We start from the raw sequence: 24,692 nt of genomic DNA, 5'->3' as shown, positions 1-24,692 counted from the left end.
GCATTCAACGGAACAGACCATCACAGCTATATCATAATGCTGCTTGATGCCTTTTAAAACACCTTAAGTAAAGAATTGGTGGTCTAGTAAAAGGGTAGTACTACACCCCGCCTTTATACCAATTCGAAAAAAATGGACAACAGGGCATTAGAAGTGGGTGAACAAGTAGAATATGATCCAATTTTCGACGGCCAAAAATCCAGATTCGAAATGCGGGAAATGATGGTAGTAGACAGCAAGTTTAATTTCCTAAAAGTTGCCAATGCGGCATCAGGCGGAGCGTTTTATAATGATCTGGAAAACCAGGAACGATTTGTTCGGGGAAAAATTGTGGAATGCACCTATCGCTAGAAAAGAACAGAATGAATGGATGCAGTTCCAGTACCTTTCCAAGGTCAACTCATTTATGTCAAACAATTTGGCATATTCCGAATTGCTCTGGGAGTTTGAGAAAAGTAGAAAAGAAGATCTCCAACCAATCCTGGACACACTATTGGAGGTTCGCAAAATCTTAAAAAATACTGCTGTCATAGAGAAAATTGCCAATCTGTCGAAGAAGACGAGCGTTGTAATGCTGAATGAGAACCATTGGCATCCTAAGCATCGGAAATTCGCACTTCAACTTTTAAAATCTTTAAAAAACGCAGGCTATTCCCATTTGGCACTGGCGTTATATAAAAACCAGGATTCTGTGATAAACAATCAAAGGGATTATCCAACCTTCAGTTCTGGATATAATACTAGAGAGTCTTTCTTTGCCCACCTAATTAGAAAAGCAAAGGATTTGGAATTTATCATCCATGGACATGAAAATTATGACAACACCATAAACAGGAAACTGGGACAGGCAAAAAACTTCGAAAAAATCCTTAGTGAAGATTTAACTGCGAAATTGTTTGTTTATGCAAGTTTGGACCACATAGTGGAAGAGCCGACATCCCAGGAAAAAGGAATGGCAGCATATTTAAAGGAGCTACTTCCTATTGATCCTTTAACTCTTAATCAGGTAGACCTGGTTTCAGATATAGATCATGAAGATCATGAAATGGTATTAGTTCCCTACCATCTTATTAAAGTTGATAAAAAGTTTAAAAAGAAAGTTGATTTTTTTCTCCTGAATAATCTAGAGGTGCATTTTAAAGGGATCTATCCTGAAACCAAACGAATATCGATCCATCTTCCATTCGAACTGTCACAGAAAAACAGCAGCAAAGAATTTTTGGTTTCAGTATACAACGAAGATAAATTTTCGATCTACAAGTCCAGAAGTGTCCCAATCTTATCTACAATAGAATTTGGTTCTAATAACTCCATTGAGTTGATGCTGCCTGAAGGAAAACGACACTGAATTTATTAGAGAAGCAAGCGTAGAATAACCATAAAAAAGTGGCTCAAATAGGCTCTTTTAAAATGTTAGCCAAATGCAGTTAAAGAATTTTCCTCAAATGAAATTGTTACTAATCCTGGTCCTTTTCCCTTTATCAGAAATTTCATCTTTAAATGCCCAAAATGCAGAACTAAAAGGGATCGTGCAGGACAGCCTCCAACAGCCTGTCCCACACACCAACTTAATTGCGACACCCCTTGGGGAAGAAGGTTCGATTACCTTTGCCATTTCAGATCAGCAGGGCCGGTATAGACTTGATTTGATCAAAGATATTGCCTACGGACTCGAAATCACGCACCTGGGTTTTTCCAAAGGTATTGATACTGTGAGGATCTTCGAGAATACCACTAAAGATTTCACGCTCTATGAAAGCACAGAAAGCTTGGAAGAGGTGATCATTGAACAACAAATGGCGGTGGTCGTGAAAGAGGATACTATTACCTACCGAGTAGAGCAATTCAAAACAGGCGAAGAACGAAAACTAAGAGAGGTACTCAAGAAATTACCGGGCGTGGAAGTGGATCGCGAAGGCAATGTAACGGTAAATGGAAAAAAGGTGACCAAACTTATGGTGGAGGGCAGGACCTTTTTCACCGGGGGTACTAAACTTGGGGTGAACAACATCCCCGCAGATGCCGTGGAAGAAGTGGAGGCTCTTGATAACTACAGCGAAGTAGCCTTTTTGAAGGGTCTTGACGACAGCGATAAAATGGCACTCAATATAAAACTCAAAGAAGGAAAGAAGAAATTCATGTTCGGCGATCTGGAAGCCGGTGCGGGAATTGAGGATCGCTACTTGCTGCACCCTACCCTGTTTTACTATAGCCCCAAAACCGCCATAAACGTGATTGGGGATTTCAACAATATTGGGGAAAAATCTTTTACGATGCAGGATTACATCGACTTTGAAGGTGGTTACGCTAGTTTATTGGAAGGTACGAATTCTTTTTCCAGTATCTATAATAGTGATTTCGCCCGGTTCCTGGGGCAGCGGGATTTCACCTACAACAGGAAGGAATTTGGCGCAGGGAGTCTTTCACAGGAGATTTCCCCCAGTCTGCACTTGGATGCCTATTCAATTGTTTCCGGCGGAAAAGTGGAGACCAGGACCACGAACGACATTACCTATTTAACTGAAACCGGATTTGATGAATTCAGGGAAACCACTACAGAAAATGATGTTTTCTTTACCCTTAGCAAATTGAAATTGCGCTACCAACCTGATGCAGAAACAGATGTTTCCTACGATGCCCTTATCAAAACTTCATCAGGGAATGCGATGCAGCACATCCTTTCCCAGACCCCGCAGGCCATGCACCAAACAACGACCATTCAAGATCCTGAAAGCCTGGATATAAGTCAATTTTTCGAGTACAACAAACAATTTTCCTATAAACACACCACTACCGCCATTGCCAATTACCGGTACCAGGACAGTGAAAACGTGAATGACTGGCTGTTCGACCGACCGGTTTTTTCCGGGATCATTCCTTTTGTAGACGAGGGCGATACTTTTAACCTCCTTCAGAACACCTCAACAAGAAGCTGTAATGCCCATGTTGACCTGAAGCATTACTGGGTGCTCAACAACCTGAACCATATCTACCCTAATGCCGGAGTGAACCTTCTTAATCAGGGCTATCGAACATTGGACTATCAGCGGTTGCCCGGTGGCAATATTAATAGCTTTCAGGATAGCGGGTTCAACAATGAACTGGATTTTCAGTTGTTGGATGCCTACGCTGGTTTCGAATACAAAATGAAACGGGGCGATCTAATCATCAAGCCCGGTCTCACCTATCACTATTTCCAGTGGCAGGTGGAACAATTTGAAGAGGAGGTGGTCAAAAGGAACAAAGGAGTACTACTTCCAGCATTGATGATGAAGTATGAATTTGGTTCTTCGGAAAACCTAAACTTCAACTACAACTTGAAATCCAATTTTTCTGATGCCTCCAGCTATGCAAACCGCCTACGCCTCATTAGCTTCAATAGGCTCTTCCGAGGAAATGAGGAGCTGGAAAATGAACTCTCCCATTCGCTCTCCCTGCGCTATTATAAATTCAATATGTACCGCGGACTTTTTGTAAACGGAAACCTAAACTACACCCGAAGGGTCAACTCTATAAGGAGCACGAACAACATTGAAGGCATAGACCAAATAAGTAGCCTGATATATACGGATATGCCCGAGAACACCTATTTCGGTGCAGCTTCCATGGCAAAGCAGATCCGGAAACTGAAATTTACCCTGAGTGGGACTGCAAATTTCTCTGAATATTCCCGAATTATCAACAATGAAACTATTGATTACCATTCGAGGAATTACAGCTATACCGCAAAAACGGAGACCCGCTTCAAGAAACTTCCGAATCTGGAAGTCGGTTTTCGGCAGGATTTCAATAACTTCAAATCAGATAATTTCAGCAATCATTTCACTCTGATCAGCCCTTATGCAAACCTCGATTACGACTTACTGAACGATTTGATCCTAAAGGGAAATTATTCCTACAACTACTATGAAAATGAAGGAAACAAACAGGTGAACAGGTTCCAGATAGGCAACGCCTCCCTGTTCTACAACAAAGAAGACAATCCGTGGAGTTTTGAAATAGATGTTAAAAATGTTTTCGATGTACGCTACAGGAATTCAAATTCGTTCAGCGAATTCCTCATTACAGATCAGCGGATCTTTATTCAACCGAGGACAATATTGTTGAAGGTTGGATATAAATTATAAAAAATGATAAAAATTCTAAGGTCCTCAGGAAAATTATATTTTCCGAGTCCAAACGACGAGAAGCCGGTAGGATCTCTTATGTTTGCACTAGTTTATGTCTAATCTTGCTTAACTTTGATAAAGAAATGATTAAATTACTAATCCCTCTCATTTTGTTGTTTTCAGTCTCCTCTGTTTTCGGACAGGAAATAAACGGCGAAATTGAATATGTGGTGGAATTATCTTTCGACAAAGAAAAGCTGAAAAAAATGTCAGGCAGTACAAGAACGCTTCTGCAAAATGCAACTCCTGTAAAAGCTAGCCTTACTTTTTTTGGAGACGAAGCCATCTATGAATTAAAGGAAGGAATAGGAAACGATTCACAAAAAGGGACCAACATCACGAGAATTCTTGCAGGAAGCAGTGATCTATATTACCATAACAGAAAGATCGCACAAACTATCAGGCAGACATCCACATCAGGAAAAACCTTTCTGGTGGAATATCCTTCTATGGAATGGAAGATCCTCAGGGAAACAAAGAAAATCGGAAAATACAAATGTTATAAGGCAGTTCATCTCAGCGATGAAGAAAATAAAACCGTTGCCTGGTTTGCTCCAGAGATTTCTGCCGGCTTCGGACCTTTATACTACAACGGTCTTCCGGGTCTGATACTGGAACTTCAAACCTCTAAAGGCAGCTTTAGGGCCAAATCCATTGATTTTGACCCGGAGAATTTAAGTGTACAGAATCCTACCGAGGGTGAACGAGTGACAAAGGAAGAATATTATGAAATCTTAAAAAGAATGGCTCCCACCTTTTAAGAAAATAAACGCCTTCAATAACTATCACGTAAATGAAGGTAACAAACAGATAAACAAGTTTCAGATAGGCAACGCCTCTTTATTCTACAAAAAAAGAAGACAATTCCTGTCGTTTTGAAGTAGATGTGAAGAATGTTTTTGACTTTCGCTACTGGAACTTTAATTCCTTCACGAGTTCCTCATTTCTTTTCATTTCTATTCTAGTGAACAAATCCATTAAACAACTCTATTCATCCAAAAATAGATTTTGCCTCTCAATATATCTTCTCGAAGTTAGCCTCCAAATCAGCATTAGAAACCTGCTTCTCCTCTTGGGGAACCTCTCGTTGAATTTTCGGCAGTTTGAACTGCACTTTTTTATCCTCCCCGTCAGCATGGATAATAAATTCCCCCTGCTTTAGACGGAAAAAAGCACCTGCCCGTATTTTAGGGATTTCCCGTTCCCCTGTAGTAATGCGTGTATCAAAATCCATGCTGTACTCTCGGTTGATGCTGGTAGCTTCCTTTTTTACGATTTCAAAGAAGCGTTCATAATATTTGGCGGTGTCAGAATCATTGACCTTCCCAAAAAAATTGTATTGCGAAAAAATATGATGAAAAAGGAAGGCTCGATTCCTTTGGTCATTAGAATTAGCGAAAACTACAAGACAAATTATAAATGGCTGGACCAATATGTTTTTGAAAAAGATTGAGATAAAGTTTCTGGAAAAGCGAAAAGAAACCCATCCCAATCATAAAAAAACAACTTTTTGATGAAGAAGTTGACAGAAGCCAATGATCTATTTTTTGATTCTAAAGATGAAAGTATTGCACCAAAACAAGCTAAGCAAAAATTAAAAGGGCCAGGCCGGTCTAAATCTTTAGAGGGTCAGTATGGCCAGTAGAGGGTGTCAGCGTGACCAGAATATTCAGTTACTGCTGTTATACATCCCGATTGTACACCATTTGACTAATGAGAAAGTTTTATCAATAGAATTAACAGCTGCGCCTGATTGTTGTGTGGACAATTAAATTTGCCAGTTCGCACTATTTTATTTGTTCCGGGAAGCAATGACGGCAAAATATAATTTCATATTGTAGTATCAGGGGTGTAGAGGAACCCAGTTATGCTTGACTACCATGGCAAGCGTATTAGCGGGATATGCAAATCACCTAAAGGTACTGTGGCAAAGAATGATCCACTGAAATTTCAGCAGATTAATTAAACAGGAACCTGAATTTTTATTTTGGTTCCCTGATTAATTTGGGATTCTATTTTCAATCTTCCCTTCATAGCTTTTGTTCGTGAAGCAATATTTTTTAATCCAATGCCTTCACTTTTCAATTGCGGAGAGAAACCGCAGCCATTATCCTGAATGAGATAAGAGAGAATGTTATCCTTGAGTTCAAAGGAAACTTTGATGAAGGATGCTTCTGAATGTGTTTGGATATTCCTCACGGCCTCCTGCAGTATTCGTAGGAAATGCATTTTAATGCTGCCTGAAATCTTTTCCCACTGAATTTCTTCTTCAACTTCTAATTGGTAGGTAAAGGAGCTCTCATTTTGTGACAGGACTTCTTCAAGAATAGACAGATATCCTGTCCCCGAAGTGAACAAAGGTGAATTCAGTTCGTGGGAAAGCTGCCTTATCTCTTTTCCTAATTCCTTAAGATCCTCAAGATATTTTTCTCGCTGACCTAATGATGTTCTATCATTTTGAGAGTTCAGGCTGCTAAGATTGAGTCTAAGTCCGAACAGTTTGGCGAGAATGCCGTCATGGAGTTCCTCAGAAAGCCTGATCCTTTCCTTTTGACGGGAAGCTTTCTTAATATTCTGCTGGTCGAGCAACAATTGGAAGATCTTTTCATTAGCCTCCTGTTGCTCCTGTTTCAAAGATAGTTCCCGGTTTTTTGTCCGTTGGTTTTTAATAACCAAGCCGGAAAGGCCCAGAAGAGCAAATCCCAGTGAAATTCCCACAAGCACATTGCGTTGGCTATAGAGGTTCTTATTTTCAGCTATGAATTCATCTGTTTCAAAACGTATTCTGGCAAATTTATTTCTGGCTGCTCTTTCTTCAGCCTCCAAGGTATCCCTAACAGCTATGTATTCTTTTGTGTAAGCTAAAACGCTATCTTTTTTAATACTGGATAGCATTAGAAGAGAGGCTAACAAATCCCTTCTATTCCTGGTTTTTCGAGACAAAGAATTTGCCTGAGAAGCATATTGAATGGCTGAAGTGGTATCTGCTCTTTCTTCGAGCAGAAAATCAGCTATATGAAGTTGGTTTATTATGATATCGGAATCAGCTTTCAATTCCTTCCTAATGTGTAAGGCTTTATGCATATCTTGCAACACCTCTGTTGTATCTCCGGAAAGGTATTTTACATAAGCCAAATTATCCAAAAGTTTTGCATGTGCTAACATGTCAGGATATGGTAATTCTTCTTGAAGTTTAAGTCCTTTGTAGTAAAGTTCTTTGGCTTTTGGGTAATTGCCCTGCTTCTGATGAACTACTCCCATATTGTTAAATATAGAAGGTAATAAATCCTCCCTATCCGCCTTTAAAAGATAAGACAAAGCAACTTCATAATATCCCACTGATTTTTTGAAATTACCAAGCTCCTTAAATATAATTCCTAAATTGTTATAAGCCGAATAAAGCTGCTCGTACTCTTTTAAAGGCTTCAATTTATTTATAGCCTGAATAGTAGTCACTTCACTACCGGTGTAATCGCTGATATCAATTTGAACTATAGCCATGTTAAGCATTAGTCTTGCAGAATAATCATCATTCTTTGTTAACTCATATATTTTTTGGGAATTGGCATAATAGAAATAAGAGCTATCCAGGATAGTACAACTGTAATAAAACTCTCCCAAATCCCAAAAAGCTGCGGCTGTACTAGATGAATCCTTTATTTGGAGAGATAACTCCATAGCTTCTTTATTGAATTTTCGAAAATTACTTGAATCCCTCTCTTTTAAATAGTGGTAAGAAATCTTAAGCAAAGATCTGGCTTTTAAGGAGTCATTTCCAATGGCGCTCAATACCCGATCTAAAGAATCAATTTTGGAAAGTTCAGGAATATCTTCTGATTTTAAGATTTTATTGATCTTTTGCTTAAAATTATTCTCATTGCTTAAAGATGCTTCCTGAGAACAAGCAATGATAAAGAAAAAGGGTAGAAATAGGACAAAAACTATTATACGTGCGTTCATACTCTAAAAGAGGTAAAACTAATTCTTCTAAATCAGAAAATGGATCATGTAGGGAACTAAAAAGTAAGGTTTTACCTTACTTTTTTTTTAAAACATTAATGTAGTTTAGCCCCTGAACCTGAATAACAACATGGGGTAATTAACGGATGTCCCTATTAAATATAATGGCCTATGATCGTCTTCTTGATGTACCTCCTTAACGAATTACTTGAAGTACTCCTTAATTTATAATTTATAGAAACATTTGTGCATTAGTAATATAAATAATATCTCTTCATGAAATTTCTATTCTTCAAAAAGCTCTTTTTTTTATCTATTGCTTATTTTTCTCTTGCTGCATGTAATCGGGAGGATCATTTTCAACTAACAGGTGAAATCGGAAATTCCAGTACAGATATTTCCTATATAGGAATGTCAAGCGGTTTTATAGCAAGTGATTTCAGCAGCTTCACAACATATGAAGATGAAAATCAGGTCGAAAATAGGAAGTTCAAAATCGAAGGAACTTTAGATTATCCTCATGCATTTCGGTTTATGACTAATTCGGGGGAAATTTCCGGCTTGTTTTTTCTCGATCCAAATGATGATCAATCACTGGTAATTGATACTTTAGGAATGAATAAAAACTTCAGTATCAGGAATTCTAAGACAAATGAGGAATATCTTAAAAAATATCAGCCTCTGCTCGCCGATTTAAATAAGGAGCATAACTATCTTAAAAGTCAGTGGAATGATTCTCTTTCAGATGGTTCCAAAAAAGCTATTCATCAATCTATTCAAAAAGTATTAAGTCGTAAAGATGAGGTGCTGGTGGGTTACATTAAAAATAATCCCGACTCATATGTAGGCATGTGGATATTAGCTGAAAATTTTAGTGTTTACGGCTATAAAGCAGATTACCAAAATGCCTATGATAATTTATCTGAAAAGCTAAAGAGTACTTCCTGTGGCATTCAATTAAAAGAAAAGCTGTCAATCACGAGGATTTCAGGTTTAAATGGTGCACTACCAGACGCTTCTTTATTCGAGTATAAAAAAGGTGAAAAGGATCTGTCCTTTAAAAATCTTCCTTCAAAGTATACCCTGATAGATTTTTGGGGAAGTTTTTGTGCCCCTTGTATAAGAGCATTTCCAAAGATAAAATCTATCTATGATTCCACTGATAGAGAATATTTTGATGTTTTGGCTATCTCTGTGGATTCTAAAGATAACATTGATGACTGGGAAGAATTTATAGAAAACAAATCTTATCCCTGGCGGCAATTTCTGGATGAAGAGATGAAATTTTCAAAGATGCTAATGATCAATGCGGTTCCTGCCAATTTCTTACTGGATTCTAATGGAACAATTTTAATGAAGAATTTTTCACCTGAGGAACTTGAAGAATTTCTTGAGGAGGATAATGCCTGAAAGAGAGCTTAGGTAAAAAAAATCGAGTTCAGAAAAGGAGTTCGGCTGCTATTATGAAAAGGATGGAATTTAATGTGAGATTGTTTCTTATGATAGCCGCTGTTCTTTTTGCATTACCTTCCTTTTCTCAGGATAATATTTTAAGAGGAGTAGTGAAAGCAGATTCTCTTAGGGGCTCTAGTATAAATATTGTTAACGTTACACAGGAAATAGGCACTACCAACTCTAGCACAGGGGAATTTAAGATTGAGGTAATGAAGAACGATACGCTTTTGTTCACGGCTATTCATTTGAAGTCGGTTGAAGTAATTATCACACCTGAAATTATTGAAGGAAAGTTTTTAGAGGTCCAGATGGATGAGCGAATTAATGAATTAGAGGAAGTTCAGATAAGCAACATTAGTTTAACCGGAAATTTACAACATGATATTTTAGAAATAAAAACCTACAATAAGGAAGATTTTGGATTTTCCTATTCACCTAAAAAACCATTGACCTCTATAGAAAGAAAATTATTTACTGCAAGGGATGGGGAAATTGATGCTCTACTTAATTTCCTTAGTGGAAGAACGAAAATGCTCAAAAAGGCAAAAGAGAACGATGATACAATGGAAATGGTTGAAATGGCAACGAAGACCCTTCCCACTTCGTTTTTTGTAGAAAACCTTCAAATACCTGAAAATCGAATAAGGGCATTCGTCTATTTTTGCTCGGGTGATCCGGATTTCCAGGAACTAATGGCAGAATCTAAACGACTGGAGTTACTGGAATACTTTCAAAAAAAAGCAGCAGAGTTTTTAAACTAAAGAAAGAGCAAGATAAAAGTAAAAGCAAGCAAATAACGAGACATTTAAAAATACCATTAAAACAAAAACAATGAATCTAAAAGGAAATCTTGTAATACTATTTTTGTCCTTCGCCTTTTATATCATGCAGCAATGATGATGAAGTTTCAGTAATACAGCCTTCTATCAGCCAAATAGAGATGGAGGCTGAAGGTGGGGAAACAGAAATATCCTTTACCAACGGTGATTGGCATATTGCTGAAATAATAAACAAAATTGGTGATACAAGGATCCATGGAGACACCTATTCCCTCGAAGGAGGAATGATTAAGGAAAATTCGGTATTGTCATTGGAAGCAAAGGGAAAAATGGCAGCCCTATGGTCTGACAAAGGTTTTGTGATTAACAGGAATACCCGAACTTCCCTTATGATTCAGCTAAAAGAAAACAGTACTGGCGAAGAATTTGGCTTTTCTGTAGTATTAAAATCAGGAGAAGAAGTCAAAAGGATTGAGGTGTTTCAGAAAAAATCTCAAGGATATCATTTTGAAAGTATCGAATTCAGTCTGAAAGAAGAAGATGGAGATTCTCTTTTTGTAAAGAAAGGAACAACTTATAGGCACAATGTATCGAAATCCCAAATACTCACTGTCTCTCCCTATGGAGGTATTGATGTTCATAAGCAATCTCTTTTTTTTAAGTTCCGAAAAGGATGCATTTATCTGGATAGAGAAGGACTCCATTATGGTTGAAGTGCCCACTGATATTCATAACAGTGAAATTTATTTCAATGGGGAACAAAGGTTGTATAGCAAATATTTTTCAAAAAGTCCTCACGGTTTTGAAGAAATGGCAACAGTTACTATTCCTACTGGCCAATCTGCATTTTACATTGAACAGGAGTGGAGAAAGCGTCAGGTTTCCTATCAGCTCGGCTTAATCAACAATAGAACCGGACAAGAAAAAATTGTAGACGGTAAATGGATTGAGACTATACCTACAGGAGGGTATTCTATACTCTGGGAAGACTAATAACAATAAAATTCTTGATATAAACTCAAAGGAAAATGAAAAGTAAAAAAGCAATTTCCAGTGCAATGAAGAATTTCTCAAAATACTATTCAACAAGGTTCTGTACCACGAAACTCCTGCTAAAAAAGTGAAGAAATTGTACTATACCGAAAGGATTAAGGATTTCTGGGTCACCACGGAATTTATTTTTGAAAATGGCCTTCTAAAGCAAATGTAGCGGGTTGAAACAAGAAATAACTTTTCAGAAATTAAATAAAAAACGATAGACTTTCAAATAGAATATTAATTTACGCACGGAAACTAAAATGAAAAAATCCTTTTACACTTTTATCCTATTCCAATTTATAAGCCTTTTTACCTTTTCGCAAGAAATTGTAGTGAGCGGATTATTAATCGACTCCGAAACAAATAAACCGATTGAATTTGCCAACCTAGGCGTAGTCGATAAAAATAAAGGCACCGTTTCTGATCTCGAAGGAAAATTTAGGATCAAATTTTCAAAAGAATTTGCTGGTGATAGCCTTACAATTAGTCACGTTATATATAAAACCGTAAAAATTCCTATTAAAGATTCTAAAAACTTAGTCATTCCACTTCAACCAAATGAGAATAAATTATCTGAGGTTGTTGTTACAAACAAAAAGAAGAAAAATAGAAAAATAGGAGTTAAAAGCTACAATCCATTGTTATGGATGAGTACAATCTCAAAAGAAATGGACATTATCGAAAGTTCAAAACAAATTAAAATTCCTAATAATAAAACTGTCAGGGTGAAGGATGTAAATTTTTATTTGAGACGTGGGTTTGAGGCAGACAGTGCTTTTATTAGAATTAATTTTTATAAAAATCTTGACGATTCCCCTGGTGAAAAAATAGTATTTGAAAATATTATTCAACGTAAGCAAATTGAACAAGGTTGGGTAAATATTGACCTTGAAAAACATTCTGTTTATCTTGAAGAAGATTTCTTTGTTGGAGTCGAAATTATTCCGGATTTCAAAAAACCACTTGAAATTTTTATCGGAGCTATTTTAACCAAAGGAAAAGGTTTTATGAGAACAAGCAGTCTTGGGAAATGGGAAAAAGTGGATGGGGCACAATCAATTAATGTAGAAGTAGAATATTAAAAGTCTACGCACAACGCTAAATAAAAATGCTCAAATAATCTCAGTGAGAAAGATAGCATGTTTTGGAGCGTATAGCGGTTCTCACTCTTCAGGTGAGGGCAAAGCTCCTCACCTTAATAGCGATCTCCTGCGGGAAGCAGATTCGCAGCTGGGCCAAATCTTCTTCACCTGCTACTCATCCAAGCATTTCACAGAGAAAGTTTTGAAAACCTAAAAGATCTAAACAGGTAAACCGTCAAACTTTACTGGAGTTTTTAAGCCAACTGATGATCGGGTTCGAAAACCTGGAGAACAACCAGATAAAAGAACTGGTAGATCATTATTTCATCCTCAAAAATCCAAAAGGCAGCACCCAAACCTTATCTACTAAAAACATCTCTGATTGGCGTATCAACAAAGCCGCTTACCTAAAGGAGATCTCGAGGATTTTTCAACAGCATTTATAAGGTAATTACGATTAGATTACCTGTTACCATATTGATTAACAGGGATTTTAGTCAGTCATTTGTTTCTATAAACCAAAAGCCAATCAAGGGATGTTGGCTTTATAAAACATAGAAATCATGAATGATTTAAAATTAGAAAATCGATTGATGCGGATTGAACAACTACTTGCAGCAAACAAGGAAGTACTAACATTAGAGGAAGCTTGTGACTATACAGGGATTTCCCAGAGCTACATCTACAAGCTTACCGCTGCAGAAAAAATCCCCCATTCCAAACCTCTGGGGAAAAAAATCTATTTCGAAAGGAAGAAACTGAATGCCTGGTTATTGCAAAATGAAAAACCTTAGTGCTATGAACGGCTATGAATTTTCAAGGTTATGGTTTGATTTCAGCTTTGTCAATCCAGGCAAAGTGAAGCCGGTTCATACTGCTGTTTATTTTTTTGCCATAGAGCGCTGCAATAGGCTCGGATGGAAAGAGGAATTTAGTTTTCCAACTGACCTGGCAATGGAAGCCCTGGGTATTAAAAATTACAAGACCTATATCGGGGCACTACAAGATCTGGAAGAATGGGGGTTTATAAAGTGGATCCAAAAGAGCAGGAACCAGTACACTGCCAATGTCATTGCTTTGGTAAAAAACACCGAAGCACCACCCAAAGCATTGGATAAAGCAATGTCCAACCACTATCCAAAGCAAGTCCGAAGCATTGCGAGTATAAATAAACAATTAAACTATAAACAAATAAACCATAAACTATTAAACCAGGATTCTTTTTTAAAACAGCCATTACTAAAAACAAAAGAATCTGAAGTTCCAAAAGACCAGCTGGCCAGTTATGATTGGGCTTTAAAATTTCAGGAATTATTTCTGAAAAATCTAAAAAACAAAGGCGCACCAACAAAAAAAACAGAAATGGCAAACTTCAAGGATTGTTTGGACCCGATGCGCCTTATGATCGAGAAAGACGGGGTTTCAGAAAACCAATTACAGCTTGCTTATAATTTGCTGAATGGCCCGGACGAGTTCTGGAAAGGAATCATCCTGGACACCAACAAACTTCGGCAAAAGATAGGGCAACTGATCGCACAGGGGAAAAAGCCCATAAAAACAGAAAACATGGATCTAAGGGTCCGGCAAAAAATAAAAAATTATGATTAAGTCAGCTTCGGAAATTCTATCACCGGAAATTTCCCCACCAGTTAAGGTTGCAGACAACAACCAGGTTTTGATAAGCAAACAGTTCTTTTGGAGACTGTTCCGTGAAACAGCACCTGGTTTTAAGATCAAAAAAGAAAACGAACCGGTCATCTTTACCATCTTCCGGTATTTTCTGCTGCAGCCAGACTTTAACGCCTTCGGAACAATTAAAAATAAAGCAAGCCTTGATAAAGGTTTGTTGGTGTATGGAGATTATGGCGTTGGAAAATCAACCTTGTTCGATGTTATCCACGATGTCGGAAAAACAATCCTGAAGCAAAAAGGAAGTAGCCAGCTTTGGTTCCCCCGCATTTCAACAGTACATCTGCTGACGATGTTTTATCAGTCGCAAAAAGACAACACCAGTAATTTTAAGCTGGAAAGCTACTACCGGGGCAAATTGTACCTGGATGATCTGGGGATAGAGGATAAAGCATATAACCGGGAAGAAATCATCGGAAAATTGCTTTTTGAAAGACATCGAAGGAAATTAAAAACCTATGTGACTACCAATGAAAATCCATCGGCCATTGCTGCCAGGTATGGAAACCACATAGGAGACCGGTTGCCGGAAATGTTCAATATCATAAAATGGGAAGGAGAAAGCTGGCGAGAATGATTGGTACTTAAAAGTCCTCACCACATTTCCCACGCCTTCGCAAAAGCTGCGTCTTAGGGAAAAGAGGTTCGTCTGGAAAGAGGAATTGGAAGTAAGCCAAAATAGACACTAAAATTTGGGAATGCAGCAAAATAGAAACCGGAACTGAGATTCAAATAAACCTGGTATAGTATGCTTTTGGCTTACCTCCACGCCTTGAAGAAGGATATCGGTTCCATGAAATTTTAAAACAATACAAGTTGAAAGATAACCAGCAAAGTATCCACACAACATTTTGAGTAGCAAAGCAAGATGTGTCATTGTCATGACATTCTTGCTTTGCGCCCGGAGGTTGCAAAGGCTAAAAAGGAAAAAATGAAAAAGGAATTCATCCAGATCCGTTGCTCGATCTACGAGAAAAAGCTACTCAAAAGAAGGGCGGCCAGGGCAGGAATTTCCCTTTCAGAATACCTTCGTTCCACTGCCTTTGAACGAAATATTGTGGAGCGGATCACCCCCGAGCAGTTGGAATATTACCAGATGCTGGTTCGATACAAGAACAATTTTGCCAGGATCAGCAACATGTTCAAAAAGCGGGATCCGAAACTGGCTAAAACTGTGGAGGCTTTGGCAGAAGAAATACGAATCCACCTTAAAAACTTTAAAAAATGATTGGGAAAGGACATTCCATATCCAGGACACAAGCCTCTATAGCATATGGATGGAATCAGGAGAAAGAGGCGGAAATAGTACTCAAGGAGTATTTGGCAGGAGATACTCCCCAGGAAATTGCGGAAGAGTTCAAGATCATCCAATCCCAAAACCAGCGGTGCACGAATAATACCCTGAGCTTTGTAGTAAGTCCTACCATAGAAGATGGTAAGAACATGAGCAGGAAAGAGCTGGGAGAAATCGCTCAAAAGTTTTTACAGGAAATGAAGCTAACAAACCATCAGGCGATTGCATTTGTACATCGGGACAAGCAGCATACCCATATTCATATCTATGTCAACAGGATCAGTCTTACCGGAGAAACCTATAAAGATAACTTTTTTGGTAAGCGCAGCCAGATTGCCGCAGATAACGTGGCAAAGGAATTAGGACTTACAAGGGTAAGGGAAGTACAACAGGAAAAACTACAGGAGTTGAATGGTATCCGGCAGGAGATGAAGAGAATCAATGATAAGGTGCTGGATTCCAGGCCAAAGTCGCTGGATGACTATATTAGGTTAATGAAAGATCACAAGGTGAAAGTGATTCCTACTATTAACAAATCGAACCAGCTGCAGGGGTTTCGGTTGGAGTACAAAGGAGCAAACCTCAAAGCAAGCGAGGTGCACCGGGATATGAGTGGCAATAAACTTATTGCTGAAATCTCACAGAACAGGAGTTTTACCAGGTTAAAGGAAGCACCCAAAAGCCTGCTGATAATGGACAAAACTATTCAATTAAGTACTAACCTGACGACAAAAATAGCCAAAGAACTCATCAAGGGAGTTCTGAAAAGGGCACTGGATACAGGAATAGGAATGGGATATTAAAATTTTTGAGCGATGAAAAAACTAGACGAGATCATGGAATTGATGGCTGATGAAATGGCCGACTTTAAAACCGCTGTCCTGCAGCTCCAACTACTTTCCCGGCAGTTATCCGAGCTAAGTATACCTATCAGCACCGAAGCCTTGGAAAAGGACCTGAACGCTTTCCTGAAAAAACAGGAATCGGAAAGCCGGGAAAGGGATGAAATTTTAAAGTCCATTGATCAAAGACTGAAGAATGCCAGGATTATACCCGACTATCTCCTGGTCCTTTTCGCAGCACTTGCAGTACTTGCTTTGGGATTGATAGGCTACTTTGGTTATTCCACCAATGCACAACAGGAGGAAAACTTTAAAATCTATCGTATGATCACAGAATCAGAAACTCACCTGCAACAGGATTTCTTTGCAACACATCCTGAGATTAAAGAGGAATATTGCCGGTGGCTGGAAGCCCCAAAGTAGGATTTGTCATGACAAACCACTTTGTAGCAAACAAACCATTATTTACAGTAAATCCTCTGGAACCCCTATAAAACAGGTAAATATTTACTGTAAATCATAAGTAGGGTGCGCCCTATGCTGTTTTTACTTAACGCTTAACTTCCCGTACGCTATAAAAACAGCATAGGATCCGGCGCAGGTAAGTTATGGTAGATATTGGGGCTACTTTAAAGCCCAAATTTAATCATATTCCGGTGCTTTTATATTTAGTCTCTTGATGACACTTTCAGTAAATAGACAATTGCAGTCCTATTTAATTTTACTTCCTTCAGACAATCAGTTTATAACCATATCCTCTAACGTTCACTATCTGTACGTCCTTATCTTTACTGAGTTTTTTCCTTAGTTTCGATATAAAGACGTCCATACTCCGGGCATTAAAGAAATCATCATCGCCCCAGAGTTTATTGAGGATTAAAGATCGGTCGAGCACCTTATTTTTATTCTGACACAGGTGGTACAGAAGATGAGCCTCCCTATGGGTGAGCAGCACTTTTTCATCATTACCATAAGTAAGAGTTTGCTTTGGGAAATCAAAAACAAACTTTCCTAACTTCAGGATGTCTGGCGTGTCCCAGACTTTTTTTCTGTTCAGGAGATTATGAATGCGCACGATAAGTTCTTCCATACTAAAGGGTTTCTTCAAATAATCATTCCCTCCAACATTAAAACCTTCTACTACATCTGCCGTCTGTGATTTAGCCGTTAGAAAGATAATAGGAATGGTTTCGTCCAGTTGCCGGATCTCTTTCGCTACAGTAAAACCATCCCGGACCGGCATCATTACATCCAGCACCAGGATATCTGGTGTTTTTTCTCGGAACATTCGCAGTGCTTCATTTCCATTTTCAGCCAGGTTTACAAGGAAATCCCTTGTTTCCAAGCTTTCCTTTACGATCTGTGCCAGGGCAGGTTCATCTTCGGCAAGTAGTAATTTGATCTTTTCAGCCATTTCTTGGGAGGATAATAGTAAAATCGGTTTGATTATTTACGTGAAGGTCTATGCTGCCTCCGTGCTTTTTGATAATGTTTTTGGTATAGTAGAGGCCTATGCCGAATCCTTTTACATCATGCGTATTTCCCTTAGGAACTCTGTAGAACTTTTCAAAAAGGTGCTCAGCCTGAGCCTTTGTGAGATTAGTTCCGTTGTCACTTATCCTGATTTTCACCATTTGGCTTTCAACTAGAATTGAAATTTCTATTTTATCACCTCCGTATTTCACAGCATTATCAAGAATGTTGTTCAGAGCGTTTTCCAGATGAAAAGGATCGGCAGGAACATGGATTTTTTGTTGTTCAGCTGAAAAGCAAAGAATTTTGTTCTTTGTCAGGTTGCGGTGTTTTTCAACAAGTTCTGATAGCATTGGCACCAAAGGCACTTCTTCTCGGTTCAATTGCAGGTTATTTCCGTCAAGGGTGGCGGTTTCGAGTAGCTTTTCCACCATTAGCTGGAGTTTGTCCAGCTGTATATTTGAGACCGCAAGGTAGTTTTTAGTCTTTGCCGGATCATTTTCCTTATTGAAGTTTTGAATTCCCTCCAGTGCCACCTTGGCGGTAGAAATGGGCGTCTTAAATTCATGAGTAATATTGCTGATGAGATCATTTTTAAGTTCTGCCAGCTGCTTTTGCCGGCTAATGATCTTTAAAAGAAAGAAAAGGCATACAACTACAGCAACAATCAGAACTGCGGAAAGAATAATACCTAATATGTTTCTTTGCAGGACAATAGTTGCCACATTAGTAAAGTAAAGATTAAAAGAGCTGTTTTTGGGGAGGTATGCAGAATTGGATGAGGTGCTCAGAACTTCGTCATCTACAATTTCTGTATTGAATTTTTGTGTCACCTCCTCCTTTTTCCTGAAGATATAGGCATAATCAATATCGATGTTTTTAGCAGCTAATTGTTCGTCTATATGATTGTTGAGTACGGGTATTTCAAGAGTATCTGTATTAAGCGATATAATAATGCGTTTGGCAAGCTGGTTCATATTTGGTGTTGTGTCCAGGGGTCGCGTATCATTAAAAAAGTTGTGCAGGTCCTTATGTTTTCCTGGAGAGTTGACCGCACCGAAAACCGTGTCCTTGTTACGAAGCGCTGACCCGCTAATGACCTTCATTTCAGAAATCTCGTTTGGATCTATACTGTTTAGTACATCCAATCCTTTGCCTGATCGATCTATTTTGCGGAGGAGACTGTTGACCTGTGGATTTTCTAAAATGCTCCCATCCTTTTTTAAGGAAATTCCTATGGTATTTCTATCGGCTAACTCTATATAATATGAATCTATGGCATTGTCAACGCTACTTTGTACCTCCCGAATCAGTTGTTGTTTTCCATCCTTGTAATTCTTGTAGTTCCAATAGAATTGGATACTAAGGGTGGCGAAGATAACTACAGTGATAAAGTAGAGGATGCTTCTAAAATTGCGATTTTGCATAAGTCAAAAGTATGCTATTCCTGTTCTTTGGCAAATAGCGCTTAACACTCGTTAACATTAGTTAACACAGAAAGCTGATAGGTTTTTGGAATTTTGGATTCTTACCTAAAAAAATTATGCGAAAGTTACTGCCTTTTTTGATGTTGTACTTTGTCCTGACCAGTTTATATGGACAGAAAGATGGTATCGTTCAGGACCAGTTTAATTACAAAATAACCTATGATCTTACTTATCAACCTGATTCTACAAACACAGAATTGAAGAAGAAGGAGAAGATGTCTCTCTACATTGGTAATGAAACCTCCCGTTTTTCGAGTGCGGGAAAGGCAATAGGTGATTCTTTGAAATCAGCTTTTGATTATTCAAATTTCGACCAGGCTGCCTTCGTGCGAATGAGGAAGCAAATTCCCGGAACAGAATTCGAATATTATATCTACAAAGGAGTTCCGGCGGAAAAGATTACTTATGCTCTGGAGATAGTCACGGACAAATATCGTTACACAGATAACAAAAACCTGTTCAACTGGACGGTCCTGGACGAAAGAGATACTATTGCAGGTTTCCGGGTCCAGAAAGCCACGACCAGTTTCGCAGGAAGATATTTTATCGCCTGGTTTACGGAAGAGATTCCTATTTCAGAGGGGCCGTATAAATTCAATGGTCTGCCGGGATTGATCGTAAAGATCGGAGATGATAAAGGCCATTACGTTTTTGAACTGACCAGGATAAAAAAGCTTAAAGATCCTATTCCTTTTACTTTTCAAATGGAAGATCTTATAGATACAGAGAAAGAAAAGTTATCAGAGCTGGAAAAAGAATATAAAAGAGATCCGGTGGGATTTTCAGAACGTTCTGTACCTGGCGTGAAAATTCAGTACGGATCAGGTACCGATAGGAAAAAAATAGAGCAGGAACGAAAAGAAAAATTGAAGAAACAGAATAATCCTCTAGAATTACGGTAGGATTATTTATTTACAATCTCAATCCTAATACTTACAGAAACAACTATTACCTATGAAAAATTTTTCTTTGCTTCTCCTGTTGATATGTCTATGCTCTCAGGGAATTGCCCAATCTGACTATTCCGACGAATTCAGGTACAAAGTCGTCTATCAATTGACCTATCAACCTGACTCTACAGATGCATCCTCTGTTACTTCTGAAGAGATGTGGTTATACATGGGGGAGGAAATTTCTAAATTTTCAAGTAAGGGCAAAGCCCTGAAGGATTCATTGTACCGTACCAAAAACCTTTCTGGAGCAGGCATGCCAGACTTCAAAGCCAGGGCAGAACTGACCAGAACCGAATTTGGTTATGCCGTATTCAAGGATATTCCTAAAAACAAAATTTCCTACACCCTTAAGATATTAAGAGACGAATTGCGGTATGAGGAAGACAAAGGGCTGTTTGAATGGGAGATTCTGCCTGAGACCAGAACCATACAGGGATATGAAAGTCAGAAAGCTAAAACAGTGTTTCGTGGCCGGGAATATACCGCCTGGTTCACTACTGAAATACCCATCTCAGACGGTCCGTATAAATTCAGTGGTTTGCCGGGACTCATCCTTCAGTTAAGTGACAGCGAGAATCACTACGTATTCGAAATAGTACAGTTTCAGAGCTTGGAGGAACCCCTTTCCCTGGAATTTTCCATGGGCGATTATACGTTGACCAGCCGGGAAAAACTGCTTCAGCTAAAAAAAGAATATGAAGAAGATCCTTTTGCGGCGCTGGATAATGCCAACAGGGGATCTACCAAAAAGGTGACGATAGAGATAAGTCCACAACAGAAACGCGAGCACTTGAGAAAGATCCAGAAAGAACTGGAAAGGAAGAACAATCCTATAGAACTGGAATAATAAAAATTAATTTGTTGTCATTAATGAGTTTTCATTTTGAAAACGCCCACTAACAACTTAGACTTATGAAATATCTTTTCCTGTTGATCTCATTGCTTTTGATGCCCCAACAGGGAATCGCCCAGAAGTCTTTTTCCGATGAATTTAAATATAAAGCAATCTACAAACTTACTTATCAACCGGATTCCACTGATGCAAATTCGGTGAGATCTGAATTCATGATACTTTATCTGGGAGAAAAGATCTCCCGGTTTTCGAGTGCTGAAAGATCAAGAGGGGATTCTATCCTTCGGCATCGGAAAAGAAACCGGTTAGAATTTACAGGCAGGTTTCAGGGTGCTCCTCAAACGAAATTCGATTATTATGTATTCAAAGGCATCCCCGAGGGCGAACTTTCTTATACCCGAAAAATAGTGAAAGATAATTTTCGGTATGTCCAGGATTTAGACCTGTTCAATTGGGAAATTCAGCCTGAAACTAAAGAGGTGTCCGGGTACCAGGCACAAAAAGCTACTACGAATTTTTCGGGAAGAGAGTACACAGCCTGGTTTACCAGCGAAATACCTATTCCGGAGGGGCCCCATAAATTCAATGGTCTGCCGGAATTGATAGTTGAAATAAGAGATCAAAAAGATCATTACTCTTTTGTACTAACTGAATTTAAAGAGATAGAAGGGATACCTTTTGATTTTACAACTAAGGATTATAACACCACCAACCAAAGAAAGTGCAAAGAGGTTGTGGAAAAATACAATTTTGATCCTTTTGCAGCTATGGAGCGATACGGAATGAAAATTCACTTTACCCCTGAACAAGAGAGAGAGGCTAAAAAAGAGGTGAAGGAAAAATTTGAGAAATATAATAATCTTTTTGAATTGAAATAATACTCCTGGAACTGCATTAATTGTATGAAATTTACCATCTCCTTTATTCTATTATTCCTTGTGACTTCTGCGGCCACTCATTCCCAAACCTCAATTTCCGGAAAGATTCTGAATAATGCCGGAGAAAACCTGAATGGGGCTTCTGTAACCATTAGCAAGGATTCTTCGGGGGCCATCCTGGCGTACGGAATATCAGGTGGTGACGGGGATTTCAGGATCAAGGTTAACTCAGAAGCCGACACCGTTTTCCTTAAGGTCTCTTACATAGGTTACGCCGCCTGGACAAAACAGCTTTCGAATGCAGATCAACAGGTGGACGTGGTATTGACGGAGTCTTCCGAAGAACTTAAGGAGGTTATGGTAGAGGCGAGAATCATTCAGCAACATGGGGATACACTAAGCTTTAGGGTTTCTGCTTTTAAGAACCAGAAGGACAGAGTGATTGCCGATGTGTTGAAGAAAATGCCCGGTATCGAAATTATGTCAGGGGGGCAGATTCGGTATCAGGGGGAGCCTATTCAAAAATATTATATCGAGGGGCTTGATCTGCTGGAAGGCCGCTATAGCCTGGCCAACAACAATATCTCTGCAGATGATGTTTCCGCAGTACAGATCCTTGAAAACCATCAGCCGGTAAAAATACTGGACAGCCTGGAATTTTCGGAGCGGGCATCCCTGAACATCAAATTAAAAAAACAAGTTACGGTGAGTGGTACTGCTGAAGTTGGAGTAGGCTATTCGCCGTTGCTTTGGAGAACAAAGATTACTCCGATGATCTTTACCAAAAAACAACAGGCTATTGTTACTTACCAGTCCAACAACACCGGCAGTGATGTATCACGGGAGATTCGGGATTTTTCTATTTCAGATTTTGGGCGGGAAGAGTTCAGCATAAACAAGAGGGACTGGTTGGGGATCTGGCAGCTTTCCCCTCCCCCTTTCAGGCAGGAGCGATGGCTGGACAACAACGTGCACCTTGGCTCTGTAAACTACCTCATAAGGCTTAAGAAAGATGTAGATCTCAAAACGAATATTTCTTATCTGAATGATTTCCAACAGCAAATAGGGAACACCCGAACCCGTTTTTTTACGCCCACAGATACAATTGACCTTGTGGAGAACACCCATAATGAACTGTTTATAAACACGCTGCAGTCTAAATTTATCCTGGAGCGAAACACCAGTGATAATTACTTTAAGAATGAGCTGGAGGTGAACGGCTTTTGGGATTCGCAGAGGGGAAACATAATGACGCGGAATGCCGCCATTCAGCAAAGGCTTTCCAATCCTTTTTCGGCGATAAGGAATAACCTGAGGCTGCTTAAGCCGGTGGGGAAACAACTGGTGACTTTCAGATCCAATACCGGTTATACAGAATCGAATCAAAGCCTGAATGTCAATCCCGGACAATTTGCAGCACTGCTCAACCAGGGGGAACCTTATGCTGAAACGGAACAAGTGGTGACCTCTTCCACCTTCTTTACAGATAATTCGGCCGGATTCACAAAGGGAATAAAGAGTGTAACCATAGCGCCTGAAGTTGGTTTCTCGATTAGAAAACAGCAGCTCGAAAGTCGGTTAGGGGTCATGGATGGAGGTGCGACAACATACCCAAACGCGGATTTCAGGAACAAAATGGATTTCCTTTCCTCCCGGTTTTACTTTACCAGCAGCTTTAATTACAAAAAGAATAACTGGAATATTAGATTGCTGACTCCTCTTAATTACAGAAGATTTGAGATTGAGGATGCTTTTTTGGAAGATGCCCGGGAGTTAAACAGGTTCACATTTGAGCCAAATCTATTCATCAAAAAGAAGGTCTCGGCCTATTGGGAAAGCAGCATTTCCGCAATTCTTAGCAATGACTTCAGGGATTTCAGGAATACGTATAATGGCTTTATCCTGAGCAATTACAGGAACATTCGGCGGTACAACTCCCCCTTGCCGGAAAGCTTTAGTCAGGCCTACAATGGTCGACTTTCCTATCGAAATCCGTTAAATTCTATATTCGCTAGCACCTCCTATACCTATGCTGTTACAGAAAACAACCTTTTGTACAGCAATCAGGTAGGACAAGGGGGAGCCATTCTTTTTGAAGCATTTGAACAGGAAAACACCTCAATTTCGCACAATCTGAACCTGGAGGGCAGTAAACACTTCAACAAAATCAGTACAACCCTAAAATTGGGCTCCAGGTATTCTTTAATACAGCGGGAGCAGCTATTAAACAACAATTTAGTAGAAGTAAATAATCATAATCTAAATTTCAGCCTGGGTCTGGAATCTGACGTGTCGGATTGGTTGAGCACTTCCTACGAAGGCAATTTATCCTTTCTTCAAATAGCAATGGCAGGCAGGGATTTCGATGAGATAAGAAGTCAGCAGCATTTACTGGATCTGTCGTTCTTTCCGGCAGGCAATCAGTACTTTAGTATAGCTTCTGAATATTATTACAATAACCTTTCTGAGGAGAACCGGAACAGTTATTTCCTGAACCTTGAGTATCATTATACTATTGAGGAAAGAAAAATAGATATTACAGCAACCTGGAACAATGTTTTGGGTACAGATGAATTCGTGAGTGTTTCAAACAACGAGTTTACTTATGTGCAGAGCACGTATCGTTTACGGCCATCACAGTTGCTGGTTGGTTTGAAGTTTTCGTTTTAAGGGAATGGAGCGAAGGGGTTAGGTTATCCAGTTTCCTTACATTTACCAACTCATTGCCAGCAATTTGAAG

At 39.0% G+C, this 24,692-nt stretch carries 25 protein-coding genes and 1 pseudogene; 22 read left to right on the top strand and 4 right to left on the bottom strand.

All coding sequences use genetic code 11. The annotated features are described in order from the left end of the window. The first annotated feature begins 132 nt into the window (after window positions 1-132). The 4 genes from IE056_RS16400 (at window position 133) to IE056_RS16385 (ending at window position 4,930) form a co-directional block, all read left to right on the top strand. Window positions 133-351 (top strand): hypothetical protein, encoded by a 219-nt coding sequence (locus tag IE056_RS16400; protein ID WP_189605943.1) that lies wholly within the window; start codon window positions 133-135, stop codon window positions 349-351. Between the two features lie 55 nt (window positions 352-406). Then, the gene (locus tag IE056_RS16395) at window positions 407-1,348 is read left to right on the top strand and encodes a hypothetical protein (protein WP_189605941.1); all 942 of its coding nucleotides are present in this window, start codon (window positions 407-409) and stop codon (window positions 1,346-1,348) included. A 97-nt stretch (window positions 1,349-1,445) separates the two neighbouring features. After that, window positions 1,446-4,127: a TonB-dependent receptor gene (locus IE056_RS16390; protein WP_189605939.1), complete on the top strand. Its 2,682-nt coding sequence runs from the start codon at window positions 1,446-1,448 to the stop codon at window positions 4,125-4,127. Window positions 4,128-4,252: 125 nt separating this feature from the next. Continuing rightward, window positions 4,253-4,930 (top strand): GLPGLI family protein, encoded by a 678-nt coding sequence (locus IE056_RS16385; RefSeq protein WP_189605937.1) that lies wholly within the window; start codon window positions 4,253-4,255, stop codon window positions 4,928-4,930. Between the two features lie 254 nt (window positions 4,931-5,184). Here IE056_RS16385 and IE056_RS16380 read toward each other — a convergent pair. Further along, window positions 5,185-5,508 (bottom strand): annotated as a pseudogene (locus tag IE056_RS16380) (type IV secretory system conjugative DNA transfer family protein); the annotation flags it as partial. Between the two features lie 12 nt (window positions 5,509-5,520). Here IE056_RS16380 and IE056_RS18860 point away from each other — a divergent pair. Next, on the top strand, window positions 5,521-5,622 hold the full coding sequence (locus tag IE056_RS18860) for a hypothetical protein (protein WP_505973600.1): 102 nt from the start codon (window positions 5,521-5,523) through the stop codon (window positions 5,620-5,622). Window positions 5,623-5,682: 60 nt separating this feature from the next. Beyond that, the gene (locus tag IE056_RS18645; protein WP_262891476.1) at window positions 5,683-5,814 is read left to right on the top strand and encodes a hypothetical protein; all 132 of its coding nucleotides are present in this window, start codon (window positions 5,683-5,685) and stop codon (window positions 5,812-5,814) included. A gap of 317 nt (window positions 5,815-6,131) precedes the next feature. On the opposite strand, the gene IE056_RS16370 is transcribed toward IE056_RS18645, so the two are convergent. Further along, on the bottom strand, window positions 6,132-8,129 hold the full coding sequence (locus IE056_RS16370) for a tetratricopeptide repeat-containing sensor histidine kinase (RefSeq protein ID WP_189605935.1): 1,998 nt from the start codon (window positions 8,127-8,129) through the stop codon (window positions 6,132-6,134). 276 nt (window positions 8,130-8,405) lie between these two features. Between IE056_RS16370 and IE056_RS16365 the strand changes: the two genes are divergently transcribed. From IE056_RS16365 to IE056_RS16310, 12 genes are all read left to right on the top strand, one after another. Then, window positions 8,406-9,539, top strand: coding sequence for a TlpA disulfide reductase family protein (locus IE056_RS16365; protein WP_189605933.1), 1,134 nt, complete (start codon window positions 8,406-8,408; stop codon window positions 9,537-9,539). A 62-nt stretch (window positions 9,540-9,601) separates the two neighbouring features. Next, window positions 9,602-10,345, top strand: coding sequence for a BamP family beta-assembly machinery protein (locus tag IE056_RS16360; protein WP_189605931.1), 744 nt, complete (start codon window positions 9,602-9,604; stop codon window positions 10,343-10,345). A gap of 179 nt (window positions 10,346-10,524) precedes the next feature. After that, on the top strand, window positions 10,525-11,076 hold the full coding sequence (locus tag IE056_RS16355) for a hypothetical protein (protein ID WP_189605929.1): 552 nt from the start codon (window positions 10,525-10,527) through the stop codon (window positions 11,074-11,076). Further along, complete coding sequence (locus IE056_RS16350; RefSeq protein ID WP_189605927.1) at window positions 11,069-11,356, top strand: hypothetical protein; 288 nt, start codon at window positions 11,069-11,071, stop codon at window positions 11,354-11,356. The genes IE056_RS16355 and IE056_RS16350 overlap by 8 nt, the downstream gene beginning before the upstream one ends. A 305-nt stretch (window positions 11,357-11,661) precedes the next feature. After that, on the top strand, window positions 11,662-12,483 hold the full coding sequence (locus IE056_RS16345; protein ID WP_189605925.1) for a carboxypeptidase-like regulatory domain-containing protein: 822 nt from the start codon (window positions 11,662-11,664) through the stop codon (window positions 12,481-12,483). A 266-nt stretch (window positions 12,484-12,749) separates the two neighbouring features. Beyond that, a complete protein-coding gene (locus tag IE056_RS16340) occupies window positions 12,750-12,929 on the top strand; it encodes a hypothetical protein (protein ID WP_189605923.1) in 180 nt (59 codons plus the stop codon). Window positions 12,930-13,046: 117 nt separating this feature from the next. Then, entirely contained in the window at window positions 13,047-13,277 is a 231-nt protein-coding gene (locus IE056_RS16335) for a helix-turn-helix domain-containing protein (RefSeq protein ID WP_189605921.1), read from the top strand. Window positions 13,278-13,281: 4 nt separating this feature from the next. After that, on the top strand, window positions 13,282-14,091 hold the full coding sequence (locus IE056_RS16330) for a phage replication protein O (RefSeq protein ID WP_189605919.1): 810 nt from the start codon (window positions 13,282-13,284) through the stop codon (window positions 14,089-14,091). Continuing rightward, window positions 14,084-14,749 (top strand): P-loop NTPase family protein, encoded by a 666-nt coding sequence (locus tag IE056_RS16325; protein ID WP_189605917.1) that lies wholly within the window; start codon window positions 14,084-14,086, stop codon window positions 14,747-14,749. Before IE056_RS16330 ends, IE056_RS16325 begins: the two co-directional genes overlap by 8 nt. A gap of 354 nt (window positions 14,750-15,103) precedes the next feature. Continuing rightward, window positions 15,104-15,400, top strand: a complete 297-nt coding sequence (mbpA, locus tag IE056_RS16320; protein ID WP_189605915.1) for a mobilization protein MbpA — start codon at window positions 15,104-15,106, stop codon at window positions 15,398-15,400. Next, a complete protein-coding gene (locus tag IE056_RS16315) occupies window positions 15,397-16,269 on the top strand; it encodes a relaxase/mobilization nuclease domain-containing protein (protein ID WP_189605913.1) in 873 nt (290 codons plus the stop codon). The genes mbpA and IE056_RS16315 overlap by 4 nt, the downstream gene beginning before the upstream one ends. A gap of 12 nt (window positions 16,270-16,281) precedes the next feature. After that, entirely contained in the window at window positions 16,282-16,731 is a 450-nt protein-coding gene (locus tag IE056_RS16310) for a DUF6730 family protein (RefSeq protein WP_189605911.1), read from the top strand. 307 nt (window positions 16,732-17,038) lie between these two features. On the opposite strand, the gene IE056_RS16305 is transcribed toward IE056_RS16310, so the two are convergent. Both IE056_RS16305 and IE056_RS16300 read right to left on the bottom strand, forming a co-directional pair. After that, window positions 17,039-17,722: a response regulator transcription factor gene (locus IE056_RS16305; RefSeq protein WP_189605909.1), complete on the bottom strand. Its 684-nt coding sequence runs from the start codon at window positions 17,720-17,722 to the stop codon at window positions 17,039-17,041. Beyond that, entirely contained in the window at window positions 17,715-19,208 is a 1,494-nt protein-coding gene (locus IE056_RS16300) for a sensor histidine kinase (RefSeq protein WP_189605907.1), read from the bottom strand. Before IE056_RS16300 ends, IE056_RS16305 begins: the two co-directional genes overlap by 8 nt. Before the next feature lie 116 nt (window positions 19,209-19,324). Between IE056_RS16300 and IE056_RS16295 the strand changes: the two genes are divergently transcribed. From IE056_RS16295 to IE056_RS16280, 4 genes are all read left to right on the top strand, one after another. Continuing rightward, window positions 19,325-20,170 carry a GLPGLI family protein gene (locus IE056_RS16295; protein ID WP_189605905.1) on the top strand — a complete coding sequence of 282 codons (846 nt, stop codon included), beginning with the start codon at window positions 19,325-19,327 and terminating at the stop codon, window positions 20,168-20,170. A gap of 52 nt (window positions 20,171-20,222) precedes the next feature. Next, window positions 20,223-21,068, top strand: coding sequence for a GLPGLI family protein (locus IE056_RS16290; protein WP_189605903.1), 846 nt, complete (start codon window positions 20,223-20,225; stop codon window positions 21,066-21,068). A 65-nt stretch (window positions 21,069-21,133) separates the two neighbouring features. Beyond that, window positions 21,134-21,952, top strand: a complete 819-nt coding sequence (locus IE056_RS16285; protein ID WP_189605902.1) for a GLPGLI family protein — start codon at window positions 21,134-21,136, stop codon at window positions 21,950-21,952. Window positions 21,953-21,976: 24 nt separating this feature from the next. Beyond that, on the top strand, window positions 21,977-24,622 hold the full coding sequence (locus tag IE056_RS16280; RefSeq protein WP_189605899.1) for a carboxypeptidase-like regulatory domain-containing protein: 2,646 nt from the start codon (window positions 21,977-21,979) through the stop codon (window positions 24,620-24,622). Window positions 24,623-24,692 lie beyond the last annotated feature (70 nt).

It is taken from the genome of Salinimicrobium marinum (assembly GCF_014651535.1).
Classification (GTDB): Bacteria; Bacteroidota; Bacteroidia; order Flavobacteriales; family Flavobacteriaceae; genus Salinimicrobium; species Salinimicrobium marinum.
The sequence above is the reverse complement of the archived record's forward strand: the minus strand, read 5'-3'. Positions and strand labels throughout refer to the sequence as shown.